This is a genomic window from Mycolicibacterium lutetiense (assembly GCF_017876775.1).
GTDB classification, from domain to species: domain Bacteria; phylum Actinomycetota; class Actinomycetes; order Mycobacteriales; family Mycobacteriaceae; genus Mycobacterium; species Mycobacterium lutetiense.
This window is the reverse complement of record NZ_JAGIOP010000002.1, coordinates 944,180-965,081: the sequence shown is the minus strand read 5'-3', so window position 1 is coordinate 965,081 and position 20,902 is coordinate 944,180. Positions and strand designations below refer to the sequence as shown.

22 protein-coding genes are annotated in these 20,902 nt (G+C 67.6%); 12 read left to right on the top strand and 10 right to left on the bottom strand.

All coding sequences use genetic code 11. The features are described 5' to 3' along the window. Positions 1-157: 157 nt before the first annotated feature. Positions 158-979 carry a polyphosphate--glucose phosphotransferase gene (gene ppgK, locus JOF57_RS13945; protein WP_209917342.1) on the bottom strand — a complete coding sequence of 274 codons (822 nt, stop codon included), beginning with the start codon at positions 977-979 and terminating at the stop codon, positions 158-160. 135 nt (positions 980-1,114) lie between these two features. Here ppgK and JOF57_RS13940 point away from each other — a divergent pair, with 135 nt between their 5' ends. Next, positions 1,115-1,972, top strand: coding sequence for an inositol monophosphatase family protein (locus JOF57_RS13940; protein WP_209917340.1), 858 nt, complete (start codon positions 1,115-1,117; stop codon positions 1,970-1,972). Here the strand turns inward: JOF57_RS13940 and cei are convergent. Continuing rightward, entirely contained in the window at positions 1,946-2,593 is a 648-nt protein-coding gene (cei, locus tag JOF57_RS13935; protein WP_209917337.1) for an envelope integrity protein Cei, read from the bottom strand. The genes JOF57_RS13940 and cei overlap by 27 nt on opposite strands. A 165-nt stretch (positions 2,594-2,758) precedes the next feature. On the opposite strand from cei, the gene JOF57_RS13930 reads away from it, so the two are divergent. Continuing rightward, positions 2,759-3,061: a DUF4193 domain-containing protein gene (locus tag JOF57_RS13930; RefSeq protein WP_209917335.1), complete on the top strand. Its 303-nt coding sequence runs from the start codon at positions 2,759-2,761 to the stop codon at positions 3,059-3,061. Between the two features lie 8 nt (positions 3,062-3,069). Here the strand turns inward: JOF57_RS13930 and JOF57_RS13925 are convergent, their stop codons facing one another. Further along, positions 3,070-3,549 carry a DUF3093 domain-containing protein gene (locus JOF57_RS13925; protein ID WP_209917334.1) on the bottom strand — a complete coding sequence of 160 codons (480 nt, stop codon included), beginning with the start codon at positions 3,547-3,549 and terminating at the stop codon, positions 3,070-3,072. Positions 3,550-3,574: 25 nt separating this feature from the next. Here JOF57_RS13925 and dut point away from each other — a divergent pair, with 25 nt between their 5' ends. Next, the gene (dut, locus tag JOF57_RS13920; RefSeq protein ID WP_209917332.1) at positions 3,575-4,039 is read left to right on the top strand and encodes a dUTP diphosphatase; all 465 of its coding nucleotides are present in this window, start codon (positions 3,575-3,577) and stop codon (positions 4,037-4,039) included. After that, a complete protein-coding gene (locus JOF57_RS13915) occupies positions 4,039-4,821 on the top strand; it encodes a DUF3710 domain-containing protein (RefSeq protein ID WP_209917330.1) in 783 nt (260 codons plus the stop codon). Before dut ends, JOF57_RS13915 begins: the two co-directional genes overlap by 1 nt. A 12-nt stretch (positions 4,822-4,833) precedes the next feature. Here the strand turns inward: JOF57_RS13915 and JOF57_RS13910 are convergent, their stop codons facing one another. Further along, complete coding sequence (locus JOF57_RS13910; protein WP_209917328.1) at positions 4,834-5,553, bottom strand: alpha/beta fold hydrolase; 720 nt, start codon at positions 5,551-5,553, stop codon at positions 4,834-4,836. Between the two features lie 134 nt (positions 5,554-5,687). Here JOF57_RS13910 and JOF57_RS13905 point away from each other — a divergent pair, with 134 nt between their 5' ends. Together JOF57_RS13905 and JOF57_RS13900 are read left to right on the top strand one after the other, a co-directional pair. Beyond that, positions 5,688-6,059 carry an OB-fold nucleic acid binding domain-containing protein gene (locus JOF57_RS13905; protein WP_209917326.1) on the top strand — a complete coding sequence of 124 codons (372 nt, stop codon included), beginning with the start codon at positions 5,688-5,690 and terminating at the stop codon, positions 6,057-6,059. A 56-nt stretch (positions 6,060-6,115) separates the two neighbouring features. Further along, positions 6,116-6,751 (top strand): DUF3159 domain-containing protein, encoded by a 636-nt coding sequence (locus JOF57_RS13900; RefSeq protein ID WP_234938454.1) that lies wholly within the window; start codon positions 6,116-6,118, stop codon positions 6,749-6,751. 3 nt (positions 6,752-6,754) lie between these two features. On the opposite strand, the gene JOF57_RS13895 is transcribed toward JOF57_RS13900, so the two are convergent. Further along, positions 6,755-7,423, bottom strand: coding sequence for a potassium channel family protein (locus tag JOF57_RS13895; RefSeq protein ID WP_209917324.1), 669 nt, complete (start codon positions 7,421-7,423; stop codon positions 6,755-6,757). Next, the gene (locus JOF57_RS13890; RefSeq protein WP_209917322.1) at positions 7,423-8,097 is read right to left on the bottom strand and encodes a potassium channel family protein; all 675 of its coding nucleotides are present in this window, start codon (positions 8,095-8,097) and stop codon (positions 7,423-7,425) included. The genes JOF57_RS13895 and JOF57_RS13890 overlap by 1 nt, the downstream gene beginning before the upstream one ends. Positions 8,098-8,195: 98 nt before the next feature. On the opposite strand from JOF57_RS13890, the gene JOF57_RS13885 reads away from it, so the two are divergent. Further along, the gene (locus JOF57_RS13885; protein WP_209917320.1) at positions 8,196-10,199 is read left to right on the top strand and encodes an APC family permease; all 2,004 of its coding nucleotides are present in this window, start codon (positions 8,196-8,198) and stop codon (positions 10,197-10,199) included. Then, positions 10,196-11,416: a class I SAM-dependent RNA methyltransferase gene (locus JOF57_RS13880; protein ID WP_209917318.1), complete on the top strand. Its 1,221-nt coding sequence runs from the start codon at positions 10,196-10,198 to the stop codon at positions 11,414-11,416. The genes JOF57_RS13885 and JOF57_RS13880 overlap by 4 nt, the downstream gene beginning before the upstream one ends. A 19-nt stretch (positions 11,417-11,435) precedes the next feature. Here JOF57_RS13880 and JOF57_RS13875 read toward each other — a convergent pair whose 3' ends face one another. Next, complete coding sequence (locus tag JOF57_RS13875; RefSeq protein WP_209917315.1) at positions 11,436-12,524, bottom strand: diguanylate cyclase domain-containing protein; 1,089 nt, start codon at positions 12,522-12,524, stop codon at positions 11,436-11,438. A 189-nt stretch (positions 12,525-12,713) separates the two neighbouring features. On the opposite strand from JOF57_RS13875, the gene nhaA reads away from it, so the two are divergent. Together nhaA and dxs are read left to right on the top strand one after the other, a co-directional pair. After that, on the top strand, positions 12,714-14,006 hold the full coding sequence (nhaA, locus tag JOF57_RS13870; RefSeq protein ID WP_209917314.1) for a Na+/H+ antiporter NhaA: 1,293 nt from the start codon (positions 12,714-12,716) through the stop codon (positions 14,004-14,006). Between the two features lie 27 nt (positions 14,007-14,033). Further along, a complete protein-coding gene (dxs, locus tag JOF57_RS13865) occupies positions 14,034-15,947 on the top strand; it encodes a 1-deoxy-D-xylulose-5-phosphate synthase (protein WP_209917312.1) in 1,914 nt (637 codons plus the stop codon). Here the strand turns inward: dxs and JOF57_RS13860 are convergent. The 3 genes from JOF57_RS13860 to JOF57_RS13850 all read right to left on the bottom strand — a co-directional run bounded on the left by JOF57_RS13860 (position 15,944) and on the right by JOF57_RS13850 (position 18,373). Continuing rightward, entirely contained in the window at positions 15,944-16,450 is a 507-nt protein-coding gene (locus JOF57_RS13860) for a phosphate-starvation-inducible PsiE family protein (protein ID WP_209917310.1), read from the bottom strand. The genes dxs and JOF57_RS13860 overlap by 4 nt on opposite strands. 75 nt (positions 16,451-16,525) lie before the next feature. Further along, positions 16,526-17,788, bottom strand: coding sequence for an HRDC domain-containing protein (locus JOF57_RS13855; protein ID WP_209923346.1), 1,263 nt, complete (start codon positions 17,786-17,788; stop codon positions 16,526-16,528). Between the two features lie 3 nt (positions 17,789-17,791). Beyond that, positions 17,792-18,373, bottom strand: a complete 582-nt coding sequence (locus JOF57_RS13850; protein WP_209917308.1) for a DUF3000 domain-containing protein — start codon at positions 18,371-18,373, stop codon at positions 17,792-17,794. Between the two features lie 111 nt (positions 18,374-18,484). Between JOF57_RS13850 and hemE the strand changes: the two genes are divergently transcribed. Further along, positions 18,485-19,546, top strand: a complete 1,062-nt coding sequence (hemE, locus tag JOF57_RS13845) for a uroporphyrinogen decarboxylase (protein ID WP_209917306.1) — start codon at positions 18,485-18,487, stop codon at positions 19,544-19,546. Continuing rightward, positions 19,543-20,898 (top strand): protoporphyrinogen oxidase, encoded by a 1,356-nt coding sequence (locus JOF57_RS13840; RefSeq protein ID WP_209917304.1) that lies wholly within the window; start codon positions 19,543-19,545, stop codon positions 20,896-20,898. The genes hemE and JOF57_RS13840 overlap by 4 nt, the downstream gene beginning before the upstream one ends. Positions 20,899-20,902: the final 4 nt, after the last annotated feature.

Genomic DNA, 20,902 nt, shown 5'->3' with positions numbered 1-20,902 from the left:
CACCGAATGCGTCTGTTATCGAATGTTGGCGTTCTTATCGGCTGGGATATTCACCGCTATTCGGTAGGCGGCCGCCGAGGACCATTGTAACGACAGTGCGGGAGTTCCCCGTGCCGAGCGGCAAATTTTGCCCCACGGACCGGACCGGTCGGCGAAGTTACCGGTTGGTAGCTTGCGGGTCGGTCGTCGCCGGGAGCTCACTGGCCATCGCCGCGCCGACGATGCCGGCGGTGTTGAGCAACGTCGCGGGCACGATCGGGGTGCGGATCTTCAGCAGGGGTAGCCACTTGTCCGACTTGCGGCTGATGCCGCCGCCGGCGATGAACAGGTCCGGCCAGATGGCGTTCTCGATCGTCACGAGAACCTTGTTCACCTCTTCGCTCCAGCGCGCGTAACTCCAGTCCTTGCGCTCCTTGACCGACGACGCCGCGCGGTGCTCGGCTTCCTTGCCCTCGACCTGCAGGTGGCCGAACTCGGTGTTGGGCAACAGCACACCGTTGTGGATCACTGCCGAGCCGATGCCGGTGCCGAAGGTCAGGAGCACCACGACACCGGAGTTGTCCTTGCCTGCCCCGTACCGTTCCTCGGCCAGACCTGCCGCGTCGGCGTCGTTGAGTACGCGCACCGGCAGCCCTCCGAGTGCGGTGCTGACCACCTCAGAGGCGTTCACACCGATCCAGCCCTTGTCGACATTGGCCGCGGTGCGCACGATTCCTTCGGTGACAACCCCCGGGTAGGTGACGCCCACGCTGCCGGTCCAGCCGAATTCGGCCACCACTGCAGCTACGGTCTTCGCCACGGATTCCGGGGTGGCCGGCTGCGGCGTGTCGAGTTTGAACCGCTCGCCGACGAGTTGTCCGGTGTCGAGGTCGACGATGCCGCCCTTGATGCCGCTGCCCCCGACGTCGACACCGAATCCGCGGTGCTGGGGGGCTGCGGTGCGATCCGGATCTGCCGCGGGCGCATCGGACGCGGTCATGGGTGCTCCTTTGCGGGACAGGGTGCGGGACAAACCAGGGCGCGCCCCCACCCTAGTAGTTCGCCAACGCTCGTGCCTGCGGTCCGACATCCCCCCGGAAGCGACTTTTCGGTCAGAAGGTGTTGCGATAGAGCCGTGACCGACAACCGTTTCGATGCGCCCGCTCTGAGGGTGGTGGCCGAGCAACTCGCCACCGAAGCCGCAGAATTCGTCGCGCGCCGGCGTGCCGAGGTTTTCGGCGCCGTCGCGAGCTCCGACGGCGCCCGGCTACGTGACGATGCGCGGACTGTCAGATCTAAGAGCACCCCGACCGATCCCGTCACGATCGTCGACACCGAAACCGAACGGTGGCTGCGTGAGCGGCTGGCCGGGTTGCGGCCGTCAGAGGCGATTCTGGGGGAGGAGGAAGGCGGTCAGCGGGAGGGCCGTGACGGACTGAGTTGGGTGCTCGATCCGATCGACGGCACGGTGAATTTCGTCTACGGAATCCCGGCCTATGCGGTGTCGGTGGCCGCGCAGTACGACGGCCGGTCGGTGGCCGGAGCCGTCGCCAATGTGCCTGCCGGTGAGGTGTACTCGGCTGCCCTGGGGTACGGCGCCGAGGTGGTGCGGGCCGGGGTGCGGACCCCGCTGCGGTGCAGTGCCGTCGGGGAATTGTCGATGGCGCTGTTGGGTACCGGATTCGCCTATGACCCCGTCCGGCGCGCGCGGCAGGCCGGCGTGCTGGCCCGGGTTCTGCCCGCCGTGCGTGACGTGCGCCGCATCGGCTCGTGTGCGCTCGACCTGTGCATGGTTGCTGCCGGCAGGTTGGACGCCTATTACGAAGACGGTGTCCAGGTCTGGGATTGGGCTGCGGCGGCCCTGATCGCGGCCGAGGCCGGCGCGACGGTGTGGTTGCCGAGCGCTCCCGGCGCCGAGTACGCGGCGGCATCGGCGCCGGGCATCGCCGACGATCTGCGTGCCGCGCTAGCAGGCGCCGGTATGGATCTTTGACAGCAGCGCGGAATCCGATGGTGCGGTGGCGTCGGGTCGCAGGCTGGCCAGCACGGCCTTGATGTCGTCGTTGCTGGCGAGTTCACTGAACTCGGTGCCCAGTGCCAGATCGACCGTGGCGTCGGGCCTTTCGTCCTGGAACAATTCGGTGCACGGAGCCACCAGCCATACCGCGGCGGCGGCGGTGCGGCCGGACGGGCCGAACCGGATCTGGCCGTGGCATTCCAGCCGTGTGTTGGCGTAGATCGGGTCATTCGCGGCCTCGGGTTGGGCAAAGCCCAGATCGCGCAGCGCACCGGCCACCTCGCCGGCCTGGCCGCCCTGGCCGCTGGCGTTGAGCACCCGGATCCTGGTCTCGGCCAGTGGTGCAGGCGTGACGTCGGTCATCGCCGAGAAGGCCACCTGCTCGCCGAGTTTGGGGGCTGCCGGATCGCTGGCGGGCGGCGGGTTGCACACCGCGGCCTCGTGCACATCGGTCGGCTGGTTGAGCGCGATGATCCACACGATCATCGTCACCACCGCAAGTGCGACGAACAGCACAATGCCGGGAACGAAACTGCGCCGATGGAACGGTCGACCGTGCCGGTCGAAGGCGGTGCCATCGGTGATTTGTGCGACCACACGAGCACTCTAAGCGCAATCGAGTCTGCTGTTACAGCAGAGCTCAGACGGTAGTGTGATGTAAATCACACTGAAACACGTGGCAATACGGGCACGAATCATTTGGGGAATGCGTTCGACGCTGGTACAAAGCTCTGCTGCAGGGTAAGGGAGGGGACACATACGATGGCTACCGACTACGACGCCCCGCGGCGTTCCGAAGCAGACGAGGTTTCTGAGGACTCACTCGAGGAGCTCAAAGCGCGCCGCAACGAGGCGCAGTCCGCCGTGGTGGACGTTGACGAAACGGAATCGGCCGAGTCGTTCGAGCTGCCGGGGGCAGACTTGTCCGGCGAGGAACTGTCCGTCCGGGTGGTTCCGAAGCAGGCCGACGAGTTCACGTGCTCCAGCTGTTTTCTGGTGCACCACCGGAGCCGGCTGGCAAGCGAGAAGAACGGCGTGATGATCTGCACGGACTGCGCCGCCTGATTCGCGGCTCAGCCGCGGATCGCGGCCAGGACGCGATCCGGATACCTCGAACTGATCAACCAGTACGGGGTGGGGTCGTCCGGATCTTCGAGCACCACCAGGATCATCGGGCCCACCCAGGCCCGGTGCACGACGTAGGCAGCGGGATCGAGCTGGCGCCCCAGCGCGGCCGTTTTCGCTGACCGCGGCACCTCCGCGGTGCGGGAGATGACGCTCGTCGGCAGGTGCGCGTCACCGACCCACAACTCGGCGTCGCCCCCGCTGTCGCGGATCACCTTCAATTCGGTCTTGCTGAACCACATCAGCACGGCCGCCGCCACGCCGAAGAGCAGCGCGTAAGGCAACCACGCCGGAATGGCCGGGGCGGCCAGGGTGATCTCGAATGCGATCACCCCTGCCAGCACCGCAGCGGGCAGCGACCACCACCACGGAACCCACAAACGTTCGCGGTAGTGAACGTTTTGGGCAGTTGCGCGCGTGTCTGACACGGGGCTCAGAGTAATCTGTGACGTCGTGTCCACCTCTCTGGCGGTCGTCCGATTGGACCGCGAACTACCGATGCCTACGCGGGCGCACGATGGTGACGCGGGCGTAGACCTCTACAGCGCGCGCGATGTCGAGCTGGCCCCCGGGCAGCGGGAGCTCGTGCCCACCGGCCTCGCCGTGGCCATCCCGCACGGAATGGTGGGCCTGATCCACCCGCGATCGGGTTTGGCTGCACGCGTGGGCCTTTCGATCGTCAACAGTCCGGGCACCGTCGACGCCGGCTACCGCGGCGAGATCAAGATCTCGCTGATCAACCTCGATCCGGTCACGCCGATCGTGATCAATCGGGGTGACCGGATTGCCCAGCTGTTGGTTCAGCGGGTAGAACTGCCCGAGTTGGTTGAGGTGACCTCGTTCGACGAGGCCGGCCTGGCTGACACCTCCCGTGGCGACGGTGGCCACGGTTCCTCCGGCGGACATGCGAGTTTGTGATGGCATTCGGAAAACGCAAGAACGATGCAGCTGATGACACGGCTGATCAGAACGACGAAGAGCAGGTTGAGCAGTCGGCGCCGGAAGACAAGGCCGACGACGACCGGGGCCCGTTCGAGGTCGAGGACTTCGACGACCCCGCCGTCGCGGTGCAGGGTCGGCTCGATCTCGGCTCGGTGCTGATTCCCATGCCCGACGGCGGCCAGGTGCAGGTTGAGCTCAACGAGGCCGGGGCCCCGAGCGCGGTGTGGGTGGTGACCCCCAACGGGCGGTTCACGATCGCCGCCTACGCCGCACCCAAGAGCGCCGGCCTGTGGCGTGAGGTGGCCGGTGAGCTCGCCGAGTCGCTGCGCAAGGACGCCAGCTCGGTGGCCATCCAGGACGGCCCGTGGGGTCGCGAGGTAGTCGGCGCGGGTAACGGCGGCGTGGTGCGCTTCATCGGTGTCGACGGCTACCGCTGGATGGTGCGGTGTGTGGTCAACGGTGCTCCCGAAACCATCGATGCGCTCGCTGCCGAGGCGCGGACCGCATTGGCCGACACCGTGATCCGTCGCGGGGAAACTCCGCTGCCGGTGCGCACGCCGCTGCAGGTGGAGCTACCCGAGCCGATGGCAGCCCAACTTCGCGCCGCGGCGCAACAGGCCGCGGCGCAGCAGGCTGCCCAGCAGCTCGCCGCTGCGGCGCCGGACCAACCGCAGGACCAGCCGCCGGCCGAGCCGGTGGCGCGGCGCAGCGTGCAGGGCTCGGCGATGCAGCAGCTGCGCACCATCACCGGCGGCTAGTAGGGCAGCACCTCAGGTCGCGACGGTATCGCTGGCGGCCTCCAGCAGCGCTGCCACGCACGCGGCCCCCAAGACGCCGGTGTCACGCCCCATCTGTTCGAGCGTGACCGAGCGCAGCGCTGCCTGCGGCGCTGCGGCCACCCATTCGTAGCCGACCTCGGCCGGATGCACGGGATCGTCGGTCGCCACCGCGACACCCATCGGCACCCGAAGTTGTTCGAGTTCGCCACTGCCGGGTGCGCGGTAACCGGCCGCTTCCTCCATCGCGTCGGGCAGCGTGGGCCACTGACAGACCCAGGAACGGGCCAGTTCGTCGGCCAGCCACGGCGGGCTGGAGGCCCGCATCTGCGCCACTGTGGCCGCCAGTCCGTCGCGGCGCAGCAGATCCGCCGACTGGCGGGCCAACAGCGCGGCGGGGGCATGCTGGGAGCTGCCGGTCCAGGGCGGCAGGGCGGCCAGTACCGCCACGGCCCGGCCGGGATGATCCAATGCCCACCGCGCTGCCACGACAGCGCCGATGGACACCCCGCCGACCGCGATGGGGCCCGACCGGGCGGCGTCGTCCAGTGCCCGCAGATAGCCCTCGACGAGCCGGTCCGGAGTCGGCGGCGGTGTCACCACCAGCGCGCCTGCATCATGCAAGGCATCCGAAAATGCCCGGTAGACGTAGTTGTCGTCGGACCCGGTGCCAGGCAGGAGAACGGTTGGGACGCCGCGCAGAATGACGCTCATCACACGATCGTGCCTGCCCCGTCAAATCGTCGGCGTGCCGACCCGCACCCCACGTGGCATTCGGTGCACAAGAGGTCTACGGTGGCGTTGGTTGGGCGGATTCACAGTGGATCCGCAGAAGGTCAGGAGAGGCCATGGCTACGGCCGAAGGGTATCTGCGCCGACTTACGCGACGCCTGACAGAAGACCCCGAACAGCTTGATGTCGAAGAGCTCAGCGACGAGGCCGCCAATACCGGCGCGCTGAAGGCGATCGACGCCCGACGTGGCCAAGAAGTCACGATGGTCGGCACTCTGCGCAGCGTGGAATGTAACGGCAAGGGCTGTTCCGGCGGCATCAAAGCCGAGTTGTTCGACGGTACCGACACGGTGTTGTTGGTGTGGCTGGGACAGCGCCGCATTCCGGGTATCGAATCCGGGTGCACCCTGAGGGTGCACGGCCGGGTGGGCAAGTTGGAGAACGGCACCAAGGCGATTTACAACCCCCGGTACGAAATTCAGAAGTGAGCCAGCCCGAAAAGGACACAGGCAACGCACCTGAACCCCCCGAGAATGACCCGGCGCTGACCCCTGCCCATGGCGGCGGACGTGCGGTGCTGGACCAGATGGGTGGCATCAGCGGCCTGATCTATTCGTCGTTGCCGGTGGTGGTGTTCGTTCCGGTGTCCACGACGTTCGGCCTGATGCCGGCGATTGCCGCCGCGCTCGGCGTGGCGACACTGATCCTGATCTGGCGGTTGATCCGCCGCGAATCCGTCCAGCCCGCGGTGTCGGGATTCTTCGCGGTGGGCGTCAGCGCCCTGATCGCGTACGTGGTGGGGGAGTCGAAAGGCTATTTCCTGCTTGGCATCTGGAGCTCGCTGGTGTACGCAGTGCTGTTCGGGGTATCGGTGATCATCCGGCGCCCGGTGGTCGGCTACATCTGGGGTTGGGTGAATTCGCACGACCGGGCCTGGCGCGACGTCCGACAGGCGGTGGTGGCATTCGACATCGCCACCCTCACCTGGGTTGCGGTGTTCGGGTCTCGGTTTCTGGTGCAGCAGTATTTGTACGACTCGGACCAGACCGGCTGGTTGGGTTTCGCACGTATCGCGATGGGCTGGCCGCTGACGGCCGTGGCCGCACTGGTGACGTATCTGGCCATCAGGGCCGCCCAGCGCGCCGTGCACGCTCAGGATGCGGCGCAGAGCGCCGACTGAGATCTAACGCGGCGCGGGACGCAGCAGCAGCTCGCGCAGTTCGTCCTCGGACTCGGTGATGGCAACGAACAGCAGTTCGTCCCCACCCTCGAGCGGGTCGTCGGATTCGGGCACGATCACCCTGGCTCCGCGCAGGATTGTCACGAGTGCGGTGTCCCGGGGCAGCTCGAGCCGCTTGACGGGCTTGCCGCCCCACGGGGTGTCGTCGGGCAGGGTGATCTCGACCAGGTTGGCCTGTCCCTTGCGGAACTCCATCAGGCGCACCAGATCGCCGACCGCGACGGCCTCCTCGACGAGCGAGGCGAGCATGCGCGGCGTCGACACCGCCACGTCCACACCCCAGTTCTCGTCGAACAGCCACTCATTGCGGGGATCGTTGACGCGGGCCACCACGCGCGGAACCGTGAATTCGGTCTTGGCCAACAGGCTGACCACGACGTTGACCTTGTCGTCGCCGGTCGCGGCGATCACCACATCGAATTCCTCGAGCTTGATCGACTCCATCACGCTGAGCTCGCAGGCATCGCCCAGCCGCCAGTGCGCGGCCGGAATGGCGTCGGCGTCGATGTGACCGGGGTTGCGCTCCAGCAGCGTCACGTCGTGGTTGTTCTCGAGCAGTTCGCGGGCAATGGAGCGGCCCACGGCGCCGGCCCCGGCGATCGCAACTTTCATCAGTGGGACTCCAGGTCTTCGCTCGGTGGCAGTGCCGCGATGGCCAGCGCCTCGGCGATGTGCCCGGATACCGCGGCGATGTACACCTGATCGCCGGCTTGGATCACGGTCTTGTGCTCGGGCAGGTAACCGCTGCCGAACCGGATTATGAAGGCCACCCGGCCGCCGGTGGCCGCCTCCAGGTCGGTGACGAGATGCCCGGCCCAATCCTGGTGCAGCGGAAGTTCGGCCACGCCCACGTTTCCGGACGGGTCCCGCCACTTGGTGGTCTCGGTCTCCTTGGTCAGCACGTTGAGCAGACGATCGGTGGTCCACGGCACGGTGGCCACGGTGGGGATGCCCAGCCGCTCGTAGACCGCGGCACGCTTGGCGTCGTAGATACGCGCGACCACGCGCTCGACACCGAACGTCTCGCGGGCCACCCGGGCCGAGATGATGTTGGAGTTGTCACCGGAGGACACCGCGGCGAACGCACCGGCCTCCTCGATGCCGGCACGCAGCAGCACATCGCGGTCGAAGCCCATGCCCAGCACACGCTCACCGGTGAACTCGGGCGAGAGCCGGTGGAACGCGGTGCTGTCGCGGTCGATGACCGCGACCTCGTGGCCGATGTGGGCCAGGCTGTCTGCGAGGGAGGCGCCCACCCGGCCGCATCCCATGACGACTACACGCACCCGACGGTCCTTTCCGGTGGCAGACGAGCGCTGTTGCGCTCATCCGTTGGACTCGAACGCTACAGCTTTGTGACGACTTTTCCCCTTCGGGCTTAGTCTTGGCTCTCGTGTCCAAGCTTTCGACGGCGACGCGCCGTCTGGTCCTCGGGCGGCCGTTCCGCAGCGACAAGCTGTCGCACACCCTGTTGCCCAAACGGATCGCCCTGCCGGTGTTCGCTTCCGATGCGTTGTCGTCGACGGCCTACGCACCGGAGGAGATCTTCCTGGTGCTGTCGGTGGCCGGGCTGACGGCCTATTCCCTCACGCCCTGGATCGGCCTGGCGGTGGCGGCTGTGATGTTCATCGTGATCGCCAGCTACCGGCAGAACGTGCACGCCTATCCGTCCGGTGGTGGCGATTACGAAGTCGTCACCACAAACCTCGGGCCCACGGCGGGGTTGACGGTGGCCAGCGCGCTGATGGTGGATTACGTGCTGACCGTTGCGGTGTCGATGTCCTCGGCGATGTCGAACATCGGTTCGGCGATTCCGTTCATCGCCCAGCACAAGGTGATGTTCGCGGTGATTGCGATCGTCGTCCTGGCGTCGCTCAACCTCCGCGGGCTGCGGGAGTCGGGCACGGCGTTCGCCATCCCCACCTATGCGTTCATGGTCGGTATGTACATCATGCTGGGCTGGGGTCTGTTCCAGATCTACGTGCTGGGCCATCCGCTGCGCGCGGAATCCGCCGGTTTCGAGATGCGTCCCGAGCACGGCGAGGTGCTGGGCTTCGCACTGGTGTTCCTGGTGGCCCGGGCATTCTCATCCGGTTCGGCGGCGTTGACCGGTGTCGAGGCGATCAGCAACGGTGTACCCGCGTTCCGGAAGCCCAAGTCGCGCAACGCTGCCACCACCCTGTTGCTACTTGGTGTCATCGCCGTGTCGTTGTTCATGGGCATCATCCTGTTGGCGAAGGCGACCGGGGTGCAGATTGCCGAGCGGCCTCACGAACAGCTGATCGGTGCGCCGGCGGACTACCACCAGAAGACTTTGATCGCTCAGCTCGCCGATGCGGTCTTCCACAATTTCGGCCCGGGTCTCTTTCTCATCGCACTCGTTACCGCACTGATCCTGATGCTTGCCGCCAACACGGCCTTCAATGGATTCCCGGTGCTCGGGTCGATCCTGGCCCAGGACCGGTTCCTGCCGCGCCAGCTACACACCCGCGGTGACCGGCTGGCGTTCTCGAACGGCATCCTGTTCCTCGCCCTTGCCGCGATCGCCTTCGTGGTGGCGTTCCGCGCGGAGACGACCGCGCTGATCCAGCTCTACATCGTCGGGGTGTTCGTATCGTTCACGCTCAGCCAGATCGGGATGGTCCGGCACTGGACGCGGTTGTTGCGCACCGAAACCGATCCCGCGGTGCGGCGGCGCATGATGCGGTCCCGGGTCATCAACGCGATCGGTCTGACTGCCACCGGCACGGTGCTGGTGGTAGTGGTGGTCACCAAGTTCGTCGCCGGTGCCTGGATCGCCATCCTGGCGATGGCCGCGATGTTTGTCGTGATGAAGATGATTCACCAGCACTACGACACCGTGTCCCGTGAGCTTGAGAAGGAGGACGAGGACGCGGGTGACATCGTCTTGCCGAGCCGCAACCACGCCGTGATCCTGGTCTCGAAGCTGCATCTGCCGACCAAGCGGGCGCTGGCCTACGCCCGTGCCACCCGGCCGGACCTGCTGGAGGCGATCACGGTCAGCGTCGACGACGCCGAGACCCGCGCCCTGGTGCACCAGTGGGAGGACAGTGACATCAGCGTGCCGTTGAAGGTGATCGCCTCGCCTTACCGTGAGATCACCCGGCCGGTTCTCGATTACGTCAAACGGGTGACCAAGGAATCTCCGCGTACCGTGGTGACGGTGTTCATCCCGGAATACGTGGTCGGGCGCTGGTGGGAACAGGTGCTACACAACCAGAGTGCGCTGCGGCTCAAAGGCCGGCTGCTGTTCATCCCCAACGTGATGGTGACATCCGTTCCGTGGCAACTGAATTCGTCGGAGCGGCTGAAGGCGCTACAGCCTCGCGCCATCCCGGGCGACGCACGTCGGGGGTTCCTGGAATGACCGAACTGACACTGACCACGGGGCCGGCGGCCAACGGCGGCAGTTGCGTGGCCCGTCACGATGGCCGGGTGGTGTTCGTCCGCTATGCCCTGCCCGGCGAGACGGTACGGGCCAAGGTGCTCGACGAACGCGGATCGTATTGGCACGCCGAGGTTGTCGAGGTCATCGAGGCATCCCCGGACCGTATCGATCCGCTGTGCTCGATCGCCGGCGTCGACGGTGCCGGGTGTTGCGATCTGGCATTCGCCGAGCCGGGTGCCGCGCGGCGGCTCAAGGGCTCGGTGGTGGCCAACCAATTGGCCAGGCTGGGCGGATACACCTGGCGTGATGAGCAGACTGCGGTGGCCGAACCGGTCGGTGCCGGTGAGGTACGCGGCTGGCGCACCCGGGTGCGGCTGGACACCTCCGCCGACGGTCGGGCCGGATTTCACCGCTACCACAGCGCCGAGTTGGTCACCGATCTGCGCTGCGGACAACTGCCGGCGGAGCTGATCGACGGACTGGCCGAGATGCGCTGGACGCCGGGCTCGCATGTACATGTCGTGCTGGACGCCGACGGCCGCAGGCACGTCGTGCAATCAGGTCCCAAGGCGGCCGGCCGTAAAGGCAGCCGTGGGGGGACTCCCAAGAATGCCACGCGCGTCGTCGAGGGCGAGTACGAGGCGGTGCAGCGCATCGGCGGGCGGCAGTGGATGCTGCCGGTGACGGCATTCTGGCAGGCCCACCGCGACGCGGCGGCCCTCTACAGCGGGCTGGTGGCCGATTGGTCCGGGCTGCAGCCGGGCATGACGGCATGGGATCTGTACGGCGGCGCCGGGGTTTTCGCCGCCGCGCTGGCCGAACAGGTCGGTCCGGACGGGCAGGTGCTGACCGTCGACACGTCCCGCGGGGCATCACGCGCGGCGCGCAGCGCGCTGGCCGACCTGCCCTGGGTTTCGGTGGTCACCGATTCGGTGCGTCGGGCCCTGTCCGCCCAGTCGGGGCGCGCCGACGTGGTGGTGCTCGATCCGCCGCGGACCGGTGCCGGCCGCGAGGTGATCGACGCGCTGGCTGCCACCGAGGTGCCGAGAGTCATCCACATCGGTTGTGAGGCTGCATCATTCGCCCGTGACGTGGGGCTGTATCTACGGCACGGCTACACCGTGGAGGAATTGCGGGTGTTCGATTCCTTCCCGCTCACCCACCACGTGGAGTGCATCGCGGTGCTGACCCGCTGACGCGGCCGTCGCACCGGCCTCACTCCTGGGCGTCGGGACCCACCGTCGGGGTGGGGAAGTGGGCGTAGGTGGCGCGGTTTCCGCCCTCAGCCTTCGATTGCTTCATCGCGGTGACCGCCAATGCCACCAGGGCGTCGACGATCTGCGGGGTGGGCAGTTCGGTCAGTGGGCGCAACTGGCTGCAGGCCGAGCCGATGCTGGCCGTGAGGCGCATGGGCGTGGTGGTCAGGGCCATCCGGATCCGATTGACCAGCGGTGAGGGGTCGTTGGTCTTGAACACGTCGGCGATCAGGAATTCGCTGTCGGACACGTGGGCGAGCGGAACCTTGTGGCGCACGGTTTCGCGGATCGCCTGCGCGACGGCGACGCGGGCGTGCAACGTGCTGTGGTTGCCGTCCATGTCGCTGAGCAGCGCCATGTCATCGATGCCGACCGCCACGACCACCAGGTATTGATCATCGTGACGGCTGTGCGAGCCCAGCATGGTGGCGGTGTGCATGTCGAATGCTTCCCGGTTGAGCAGCCCGGTCAGCGGGTCGATCTCGCCCGGGTGCTGGACGCGGTCGGGTTCGATCAACTCGACGGCCATCCGGCACAACGCCGAGGTGCAGAGGATCACCAGGACTGTCACCAGCGTGCCGGCGATCGCTAGCCAGGCGTCGACCAGCGCCACCCGGTATGCGAGGAATCCCACCACCACACCGGAGGCCAGCCAGGTCAGGCGCAGCACCCGGCGACTGTGCAGGAATGCGGTGTAGGCGGTGATCAGGCTCAATGCGCTGGAACCCATGAGTCCGACGACCGGGTCCACCAGCAGGATGCAGGTGGCCGCGATACAGGCCGTGCCGATGGACACGACGATCCAGGACTGCGTGCGGCTGGGCCACTGCCGACGCCACCACCACTGCGCCAGGACCAGTCCGCCGATGCTGACGCCCACCGCCACGTACTGGAGGCCGCCGTGGGGACCTTTCGGACTGGTCAACACCAGCAGCGGGATGAGGCTCAACCCGACGATCGTGACCCCGATCGTGCGTTGCATCCGGGTGCGCTTGCCCTGCGCAGCAAGCAGCGCCGTACGCGCGTAGTAATTATCGAATGGACTCAACCCGCACCCCGGAGTAATCGACTTCCTCAACACCTTACGTAATCATGACGGTGGGGGATCTGCCGCCGGTTTGACGCGCTGCCACGGATTTTGCCGGCGTTTGCCAGTGGACTCGGCCTGTTAGCGTAAACCGCAGGTGTGCCGGGAAGTCTGGTCGGCGTGCATCCCTCGCTGACTTCAGGAGCCCGAATGCGTGACCGCCGTGAACCCGCCAACCGGCGCCTGCTGGCGCGGGGATCGTGGCTGGAATGGCAGCGGGTCTCGAACCTGCTGCGCACCGAGACGACGGGCGGGGCGTTGCTGCTGGCGGCGGCTGGCGCGGCGCTGGTATGGGCGAATTCGCCGTGGTCGGGCGGCTATCACCGGCTGTCGGCATTCGTCGTCGGCCCGCAGTCCCTGCACCTCGATCTGAGCCTGTCGGCCTGGGCCGCCGACGGCCTCCTGGCGATTTTCTTCTTCGTCGTCGGTGTGGAGCTCAAACGTGAGTTCGTCGCCGGAGATCTGCGGGACCCGGCCCGCGCCGCGCTGCCCATCGCGGCCGCTGTCGGCGGCATGGTGGTGCCTGCGGCGATCTTCGTCGGGATCAACCTGTTCTCGGGCCATCCGGAGACCATCGACGGGTGGGCGGTGCCGATTGCCACGGATATCGCCTTCGCGCTGGCCGTACTGGCGGTGGTGTCCACCCATTTGCCTGCTGCGCTGCGGATCTTCCTGCTGACGTTGGCGGTCGTCGATGATCTGCTGGCCATCTTGGTGATCGCCGTGTTCTTCACCGATCACGTGGCGCTGGGGCCGTTGGCCGGGGCGCTGATCCCGATCGCGTTGTATGGGTTTGCGGTGCAGCGGGGTGTGCGCCAGTGGTGGATCCTGATGCCGCCGGCCATCGCGGCCTGGGCGCTCGTACACGCCAGTGGTGTGCACGCCACGGTGGCCGGGGTGGTGCTCGGGTTCACCGTGCCGGTGCTGGGCCGCCACGCTTCGGCCAAACACTTCGAACACCTCGTACGGCCGCTCTCGGCAGGGTTCGCCGTGCCCGTGTTCGCGTTCTTCGCCGCGGGCGTGACGGTCGGCGGATGGTCGGGCTTCGCCGACGCCTTGTCACACCCTGTGACGATCGGGGTGATCGCCGGCCTGGTACTCGGCAAACCCATCGGCGTGCTGGGCACGACGTATCTCATGGCCCGCTTCACCCACGCGAGCCTCGACGAGGACCTTGCCTGGCGGGACGTGCTCGGTGTCGCGTTGCTGGCCGGGATCGGTTTCACGGTGTCGCTACTCATCGGCGAGCTGGCATTCGGGCCGGGCAGCGTTGCCGATGATGACGTCAAGATCGCGGTGGTCACCGGATCGGTGGTGGCGGGGCTGCTCGCGTCGGTGGTTCTGGTGTCGCGTAATGCCGCGTACCGCCGGATTCACCGGCGGGAGACCGTCGATGCCGACCATGACGGAGTGCCCGACGTGTATCAGCCTCGCCACGACTGATCCCGCATGCGTGCGTACACTGGCTGGATGCTTGAACAGGTCCGCGGTCCCGCTGATCTGCAGCACCTGTCACAGTCCGAGTTGACTGATCTGGCACAGGAAATCCGTCAGTTCCTGATCCACAAGGTCGCTGCAACCGGGGGACATCTTGGCCCCAACCTGGGTGTTGTCGAACTCACCTTGGCGCTGCACCGGGTGTTCGATTCGCCACATGATCCGATCATCTTCGACACCGGCCATCAGGCCTATGTCCACAAGATGCTGACCGGGCGCGCACAGGATTTCGACACCCTGCGGAGCAAAGACGGCCTGTCGGGGTACCCGTCGCGCAGCGAGAGCGAGCACGACTGGGTGGAGTCCAGCCACGCCAGCACGGCGCTGTCCTATGCCGACGGTCTGGCCAAGGCCTTCGAGTTGACCGGGCACCGCAATCGCCATGTGGTGGCGGTCGTCGGTGACGGCGCCCTGACCGGCGGCATGTGCTGGGAGGCGCTGAACAACATCGCCACGGGTGGTCGGCCGGTGGTCATCGTCGTCAACGACAACGGCCGCAGTTACGCGCCCACCATCGGCGGCTTCGCCGACCATCTCGCCGGTCTGCGGCTGCAGCCGGGCTATGAGCGGATCCTGGAAGAGGGTCGCAAGGCCGTCCGCGGGCTACCGGTCGTCGGTGAGTTCTGCTACCAGTGCATGCACAGCATCAAGGCAGGCATCAAGGACGCGATCTCCCCGCAGGTGATGTTCACCGATCTGGGCATCAAGTACGTCGGTCCGATCGACGGTCACGACGAGCATGCGGTGGAGAGCGCACTGCGCAACGCCCGTGTCTTCAACGCCCCGGTGATCGTGCACGTGGTGACCCGCAAGGGCATGGGATACGCGCATGCCGAGAACGACGAGGCCGAGCAGATGCACGCCTGCGGCATCATCGACCCGGAGACGGGACTGCCGACGAAGGCTTCGGCCCCCGGTTGGACGTCGGTGTTCTCCGACGAGCTGGTGAAGATCGGCGCCAAACGCCGCGATGTCGTGGCGATCACGGCGGCCATGCCCGGGCCGACGGGGCTGAGTCCGTTCCGGGATCGGTTCCCGGACAGGTTCTTTGACGTGGGTATCGCCGAGCAGCACGCCATGACGTCGGCGGCCGGCCTGGCCATGGGTGGTCTGCATCCGGTCGTGGCCCTGTACTCCACGTTCCTCAACCGGGCGTTCGACCAGCTGATGATGGATGTGGCGCTGCACAAGCTGCCGGTCACCATGGTGTTGGACCGGGCCGGTGTCACCGGGCCCGACGGGGCCAGCCACAACGGGGTCTGGGACTTGTCGGTTCTCGGCATCATCCCGGGTATTCGGGTCGCCGCCCCCCGCGACGGCGCCAGCCTGCGGGAGGAACTCGGCGAGGCGCTGACGGTCAATGACGGCCCGACGGCGCTGCGGTTCCCCAAAGGTGAAGTAGGCCAAGATATTCCCGCGCTTCAGCGGCTCGGCGGTGTCGATGTGCTCGCCGTCCCGGAGGACGGTATGACCGAGGACGTGCTTCTGGTTGCGGTGGGGTCGTTCGCGTCGATGGGGCTTGCGGTCGCCGAGCGGCTGCGCAATCAGGGCATCGGCGTCACGGTGGTGGATCCCCGCTGGGTGCTACCGGTTCCGGAAGCTGTCGGTACGCTGGCCCGCCGTCACAAACTGGTGGTCACGGTGGAGGACAACGGTGTACACGGCGGCATCGGTTCCTCGGTGTCGGCCGCACTGCGCCACGCAGAGATTGACGTGCCGTGCCGGGATCTCGGTGTCCCACAGGTGTTTCAGGAGCACGCCTCGCGTGGGGAGGTGCTCGCCGCGGTCGGTCTGACCGACCAGCACATCGCCCGCCAGGTCACCGGGTGGATCGCCGCGATCGGTGCGCCGGTGGGTGAGCAGGAAGTCAGTCAAGAGGTCGACTAGGAGTCGGGGTCCGGTCTGTCGCGAATGTGGTCCGCGGCGAAAGGATGTAGCCGCAGTATGAAGATGGCGGCCGCCAGGACGAGCACCAAGGCGCCCAGCACGCCGACCTGAACAATGGCGCGGGCGAACTCCGGCCCCTTGTCGAGCAGTTTGGCCGCATCGACGGACACCACCACGATCTCCTTGATGCAGGCCAGGATGCCGACGATCAGGAACGGTTCGGCAACGAGCTCACGGGATCGCAACGAGGTCCGCACCGCATAGAGCAGCTCTACCAAGATGAAGACGAGCAGCAGGCCGTCGAGTAGTTCCAGCATGATCTGCGCGGCGGGTGCGCTCCTCAACTGCAGCATGAGGTTGACCTGCGCGGCGATCAGCACGACCGAGCCCGCAAATAGCAGGATGGCGATCGACCAGTAGATCGCGTCCTCGGCGATACTCAGGACGCGGTCGGCGAAGCGCTCGCGTTCCTGCTCGGCTTCGGTTTCTTTCGACTGCGCCACCGCACTGACGTTATTCCGGTCTGTCCCGGCCCACGTGCGAAATCACCGTCAAGCTCCGAAGCCGGCGTGGGAGATTCAGTCGGTTTTGAGTGCAGCGGTCAGCACCGGCACCGTCAGTTCCCGCTGCCACGGTCGGACCTTGGCGTCGACGAGGAATTCCTCCACCGCGGTGGCCACATCGCCGACCGGATGCCAGTCCCAGCACAGCCGGCGCACCACTTCCGGGGTGATGAGGTTCTCGGCGGGTACCGATACCCGCTGGGACAGTTCGGCCAGGCCGGCCTTGGCGGCTTCGAGGCGGGCCGCGGCTTCCGGTTTGCGTCTGGCCCACCGCGCCGCTGGTGGCGGGCCGCTCTGGGCGTCGTTGGCCTCGGGCGGGTCGGCGTTGTCTCTGGCCCTGGCCAGCGCATCCAGCCAGACTTTCGCGCTCTTGCGCTGCTTGGAGCCGCCGAAGACCGGTAGTGCGATCAGTTCGTCGACCGTCTTGGGGTCGGATGTGGCGGCGTTGATGATCGCGGCATCGGGCAGGATCCGGCCTGGTGCGATGTCGCGGCCACGGGCGATGGTGTCGCGGGTGGTCCACAACTCACGTACGGCCGAAAGTGCCTGAGGGTTGCGCACTTTGTGGATACCGGAGGTGCGCCGCCAGCGGTCACGCCGGGTGGGTTGCGCGACATAGGTGCGCAGGTGCTCGAATTCCTGTGCCGCCCAATCGGTTTTGTCCTGATCATCGAGTACCGCGGCGATCGCGTCGCGCAATTCCAGCAGCACCTCGACGTCCAGGGCGGCGTAGTTGAGCCATTCGGCCGGCAGCGGGCGCTTGGACCAGTCCGCGGCGCCGTGGCCCTTCATCAGCTGCAGGCCGAGCAACCGCTGCACCATCGCGGCGAGGTTGACCCGCTCGAAACCGGCCAGGCGCCCGGCCAGTTCGGTGTCGTACAGCTTGCCGGGGCGCAGGCCGATCTCGGACAGGCACGGCAGGTCCTGGTCGGCGGCATGCAGCACCCATTCGCCCTGGGACAGGGCATCGGCCACCGGAGCCATCGCGTCGATGGGGGAGCCGCCGTGGTTGACCGGGTCGATCAGTGCGGTGCCCGAACCCGAGCGGCGGATCTGCACCAGGTATGCGCGGTTGGAGTAGCGGAAGCCCGATGCGCGTTCCGCGTCGATCGCGAACGGACCGCTGCCGTTCGCCAGAGATGTTGCGGCAGATGATATTTCGCCGGCAGTGATGCAAACCTCGGGTACCCCGTCGGCAGGGGAGAGCAGGGGGGTCGATTCGGACTCGTCGGGCTCGGTGGCGTCCAGGTCTGCTGAGACTTCGGGGTCCTCGTCCATCATTTACGCGCGGGTACGGGAATTCAGGTCGGTCACGCCGGTAGGCGGCAAGCCGGCGGCGTGCTCGAGAACTTCGCAGAATGCCTCCACGTGCGGCCCCAACTCCAGATCGGTGGCGGTCCAGGAGGCCCGCAGCTCGAGCTGGTGCGCTCGTGGCGGGCCGGAGATGTCGCCGTAGCGCACCGAGGTGGTGGCGGTGACGGTGCCGCCCAGGGCAGTGACGTGCTCGGCGCGCGACTCCAGGGAATCAACCAGCCAGCTCCAGGCCACCTCGGGCAGGAGCGGGTCGACGGCTTCGCTGGAGTCCAGGTCGGCCTGGATGTAGGCGACCAGTCGCATGGTGCCGTCCCAGGCCTCGGCGCCGTCGGGGTCGTGCAGCAGGATCAACCGCCCGAAGGCGTCACCCTCGGAACGCTCCGGGACGACCGTTGTCTCAGGATGGCGAACCTCGGCGCCCAGCGCGTAGCTGTAGGGCGCCAGCCGCTGGGGCGGTCGTATCGGACCCAGTTCGATTTCCGGCCGCACGGTGGTGGCACTCATCGCCGCCACCGCCGTCCGGAACTGGGCCGGTTCGGCAGAGGTCACGGGATTTGACGCTAGCTGATAAGGCCAGCACGGTACGCAGGCGCGCCGGTATGGGGCAGTCACGAACCGGCAACGGCCCCCGTCACGGGACACATGGCACCATAGGACCCGATGAGTACCCGCCGGGAGCTGCCCGAATCCCCCTACCTAGCCGCCGCCAGCGGCCGCACCCCGCACCGCGTGCCGGTGTGGTTCATGCGGCAGGCCGGCCGGTCGCTGCCCGAATACCGCGCGCTGCGTGCCCAGCACCGCATGCTCGAGGCCTGCTTCGACCCCGAACTGGTCTGCGAGATCACGCTGCAGCCCGTACGCAGGCACGGCGTGGACGCCGCGATCCTGTTCTCCGACATCGTGGTGCCGTTGAAGGCCGCCGGGATCGGCCTGGACATCGTCCCGGACGTGGGCCCGGTGATCGAACAGCCGATCCGGACGCAGGCCGATGTCGAGGGTATGAAAGCGCTTGATCCGGAGCAGGTCTCGCCGGTCACCGAAGCGGTGTCGATGCTGGTGCGCGAGCTGGGCGAGGTGCCGTTGATCGGCTTCGCGGGCGCCCCGTTCACGCTGGCGTCTTACCTGGTAGAGGGCGGTCCGAGCCGTCACCACGAACGCACCAAGGCGATGATGCTGGGCGAGTCGGCCACCTGGCACGCCCTGATGAGCACGCTGACCGATCTGACCATCACCTTCCTGCAGGCCCAGGTCGACGCCGGTGTCGATGCCCTTCAGGTGTTCGACTCCTGGGCCGGGACGCTGTCGCTGGCCGACTACCGCACCTACGTGCTTCCGCACACCACCCGGGTGTTCGCCACGATGGCCGCCGCAGGCGTGCCGATGACGCACTTCGGCGTCGGCACCGCGGAGTTGCTCGGGGCCATGTCCGAGGCGCTGGGTTCCGCACCGGCCACCGTGGTCGGGGTGGATTGGCGAACCTCGCTGGTCGATGCCGCCGCCCGGGTGAAGCCCGGCACGGCCCTGCAGGGCAACCTGGATCCGGTGGTGCTGCTGTCGGGCTGGCCGGTGACCGAGGCGGCGGTGCGCCGCGTGGTCGACGACGGGCGGGCGGCCGTGGCCGCGGGAGCTGCCGGGCACGTCTTCAATCTGGGCCACGGTGTGTTGCCGGCGACCGACCCCGGCATCATCACCGAGGCGGTGACCCTGGTGCACTCCCTGTGAGTGCTTCCTATTGCGTTGTCGGCGGCGGTATTTCAGGGCTCGTCGCGGCGTATCGGTTGAGACTTGCGGCCGGACCTCGGGCGCAGATCACGCTGCTCGATCCGGCTGACCGGCTAGGCGGCGTGCTGCGCACCGAACGGGTCGGCGGGCAGCCGTTCGATGTCGGCGCCGAGGCGTTCATCGTGCGCAGACCCGAGATGCTCGACCTGCTCGGTGAGCTGGGTCTGGCCGGCCGCCGGCTCAGTCCCACCGGCACCCGCCCCTTGATCTACAGCGGCGCGCGGCTCCATCAGTTGCCGCAGGGCACCGTGCAGGGCATTCCGGCGCAGGCGTCGTCGCTGCTCGGCCTCGTGGACGACGAGACCGTGGCGCGCATCCTCGACGAGCGCGCCCGGCCACTGAAATGGACCCCGGGCGCCGATCCGTCCGTCGCCGAGCTGGTCGGTGACCGGTTCGGCCCGCAGGTGGTGACGCGGTCGGTCGACCCCCTGCTCACCGGCGTATACGCCGGGTCATCGGCCACCATCGGGGTGCGTTCGGCGGTGCCGTCGGTGGCCGCCGCGTTGGACCGCGGGGCCCGCAGCCTCACCGAGGCGGTGCGCGAGGCGCTGCCGCCGCCGTCGACCGCACCGGTGTTCGGCGCGGTCGACGGCGGCTACACCGTGCTGCTGGAGGAGTTGCGGCGGCGGGCCGATGTGCGGTGGGCCCAGGTCGCCGCGGTGCGGGTGGATCGCCGCGGACGCGGCTGGTCGGTGCTCGACGACGAGGGCGCGAGCTGGCATGCCGACGCGGTGCTGCTCGCGGTTCCGGCGCCGCACCTGCCCTCGCTGATCGAACACATTGCACCGCAGACGGCCGCCGCGGCCCGCCGCATCCGGGTGGCGTCGGCGGCGGTGGTGGCCCTGGCACTGCCGGGCGGAACACCGTTGCCGCAGCAGTCGGGTGTGCTCGTAGCCGCGGGGGAGCGCCTCAACGCCAAGGCGGTCACGATGTCGTCCCGCAAGTGGGGACGGCGCGGGAACGTCGAGATGGTGCGGCTGTCCTTCGGCCGGTATGGCGATGACATGGCTACCAACATCGGCGACGACGATCTGCTGGCGTGGTCGCTGCGGGACCTGAACACGCTGTTCGGCGTCTCGGTGGATCCGGTGGATTGCCATGTGCACCGCTGGATCGACTCGATGCCGCAGTACGGGCCCGGCCACGGCGATCTGGTCGCCGAACTGCGCGCCGGACTGCCCCCGACCCTGACGGTCGCCGGTGCATATCTCGGCGGGATCGGGGTGCCGGCATGTGTGGGCACCGCCACTCGGGCGGCCGCGGAACTGGTGCGCAGCGGCGTGGCACGATAGGCCT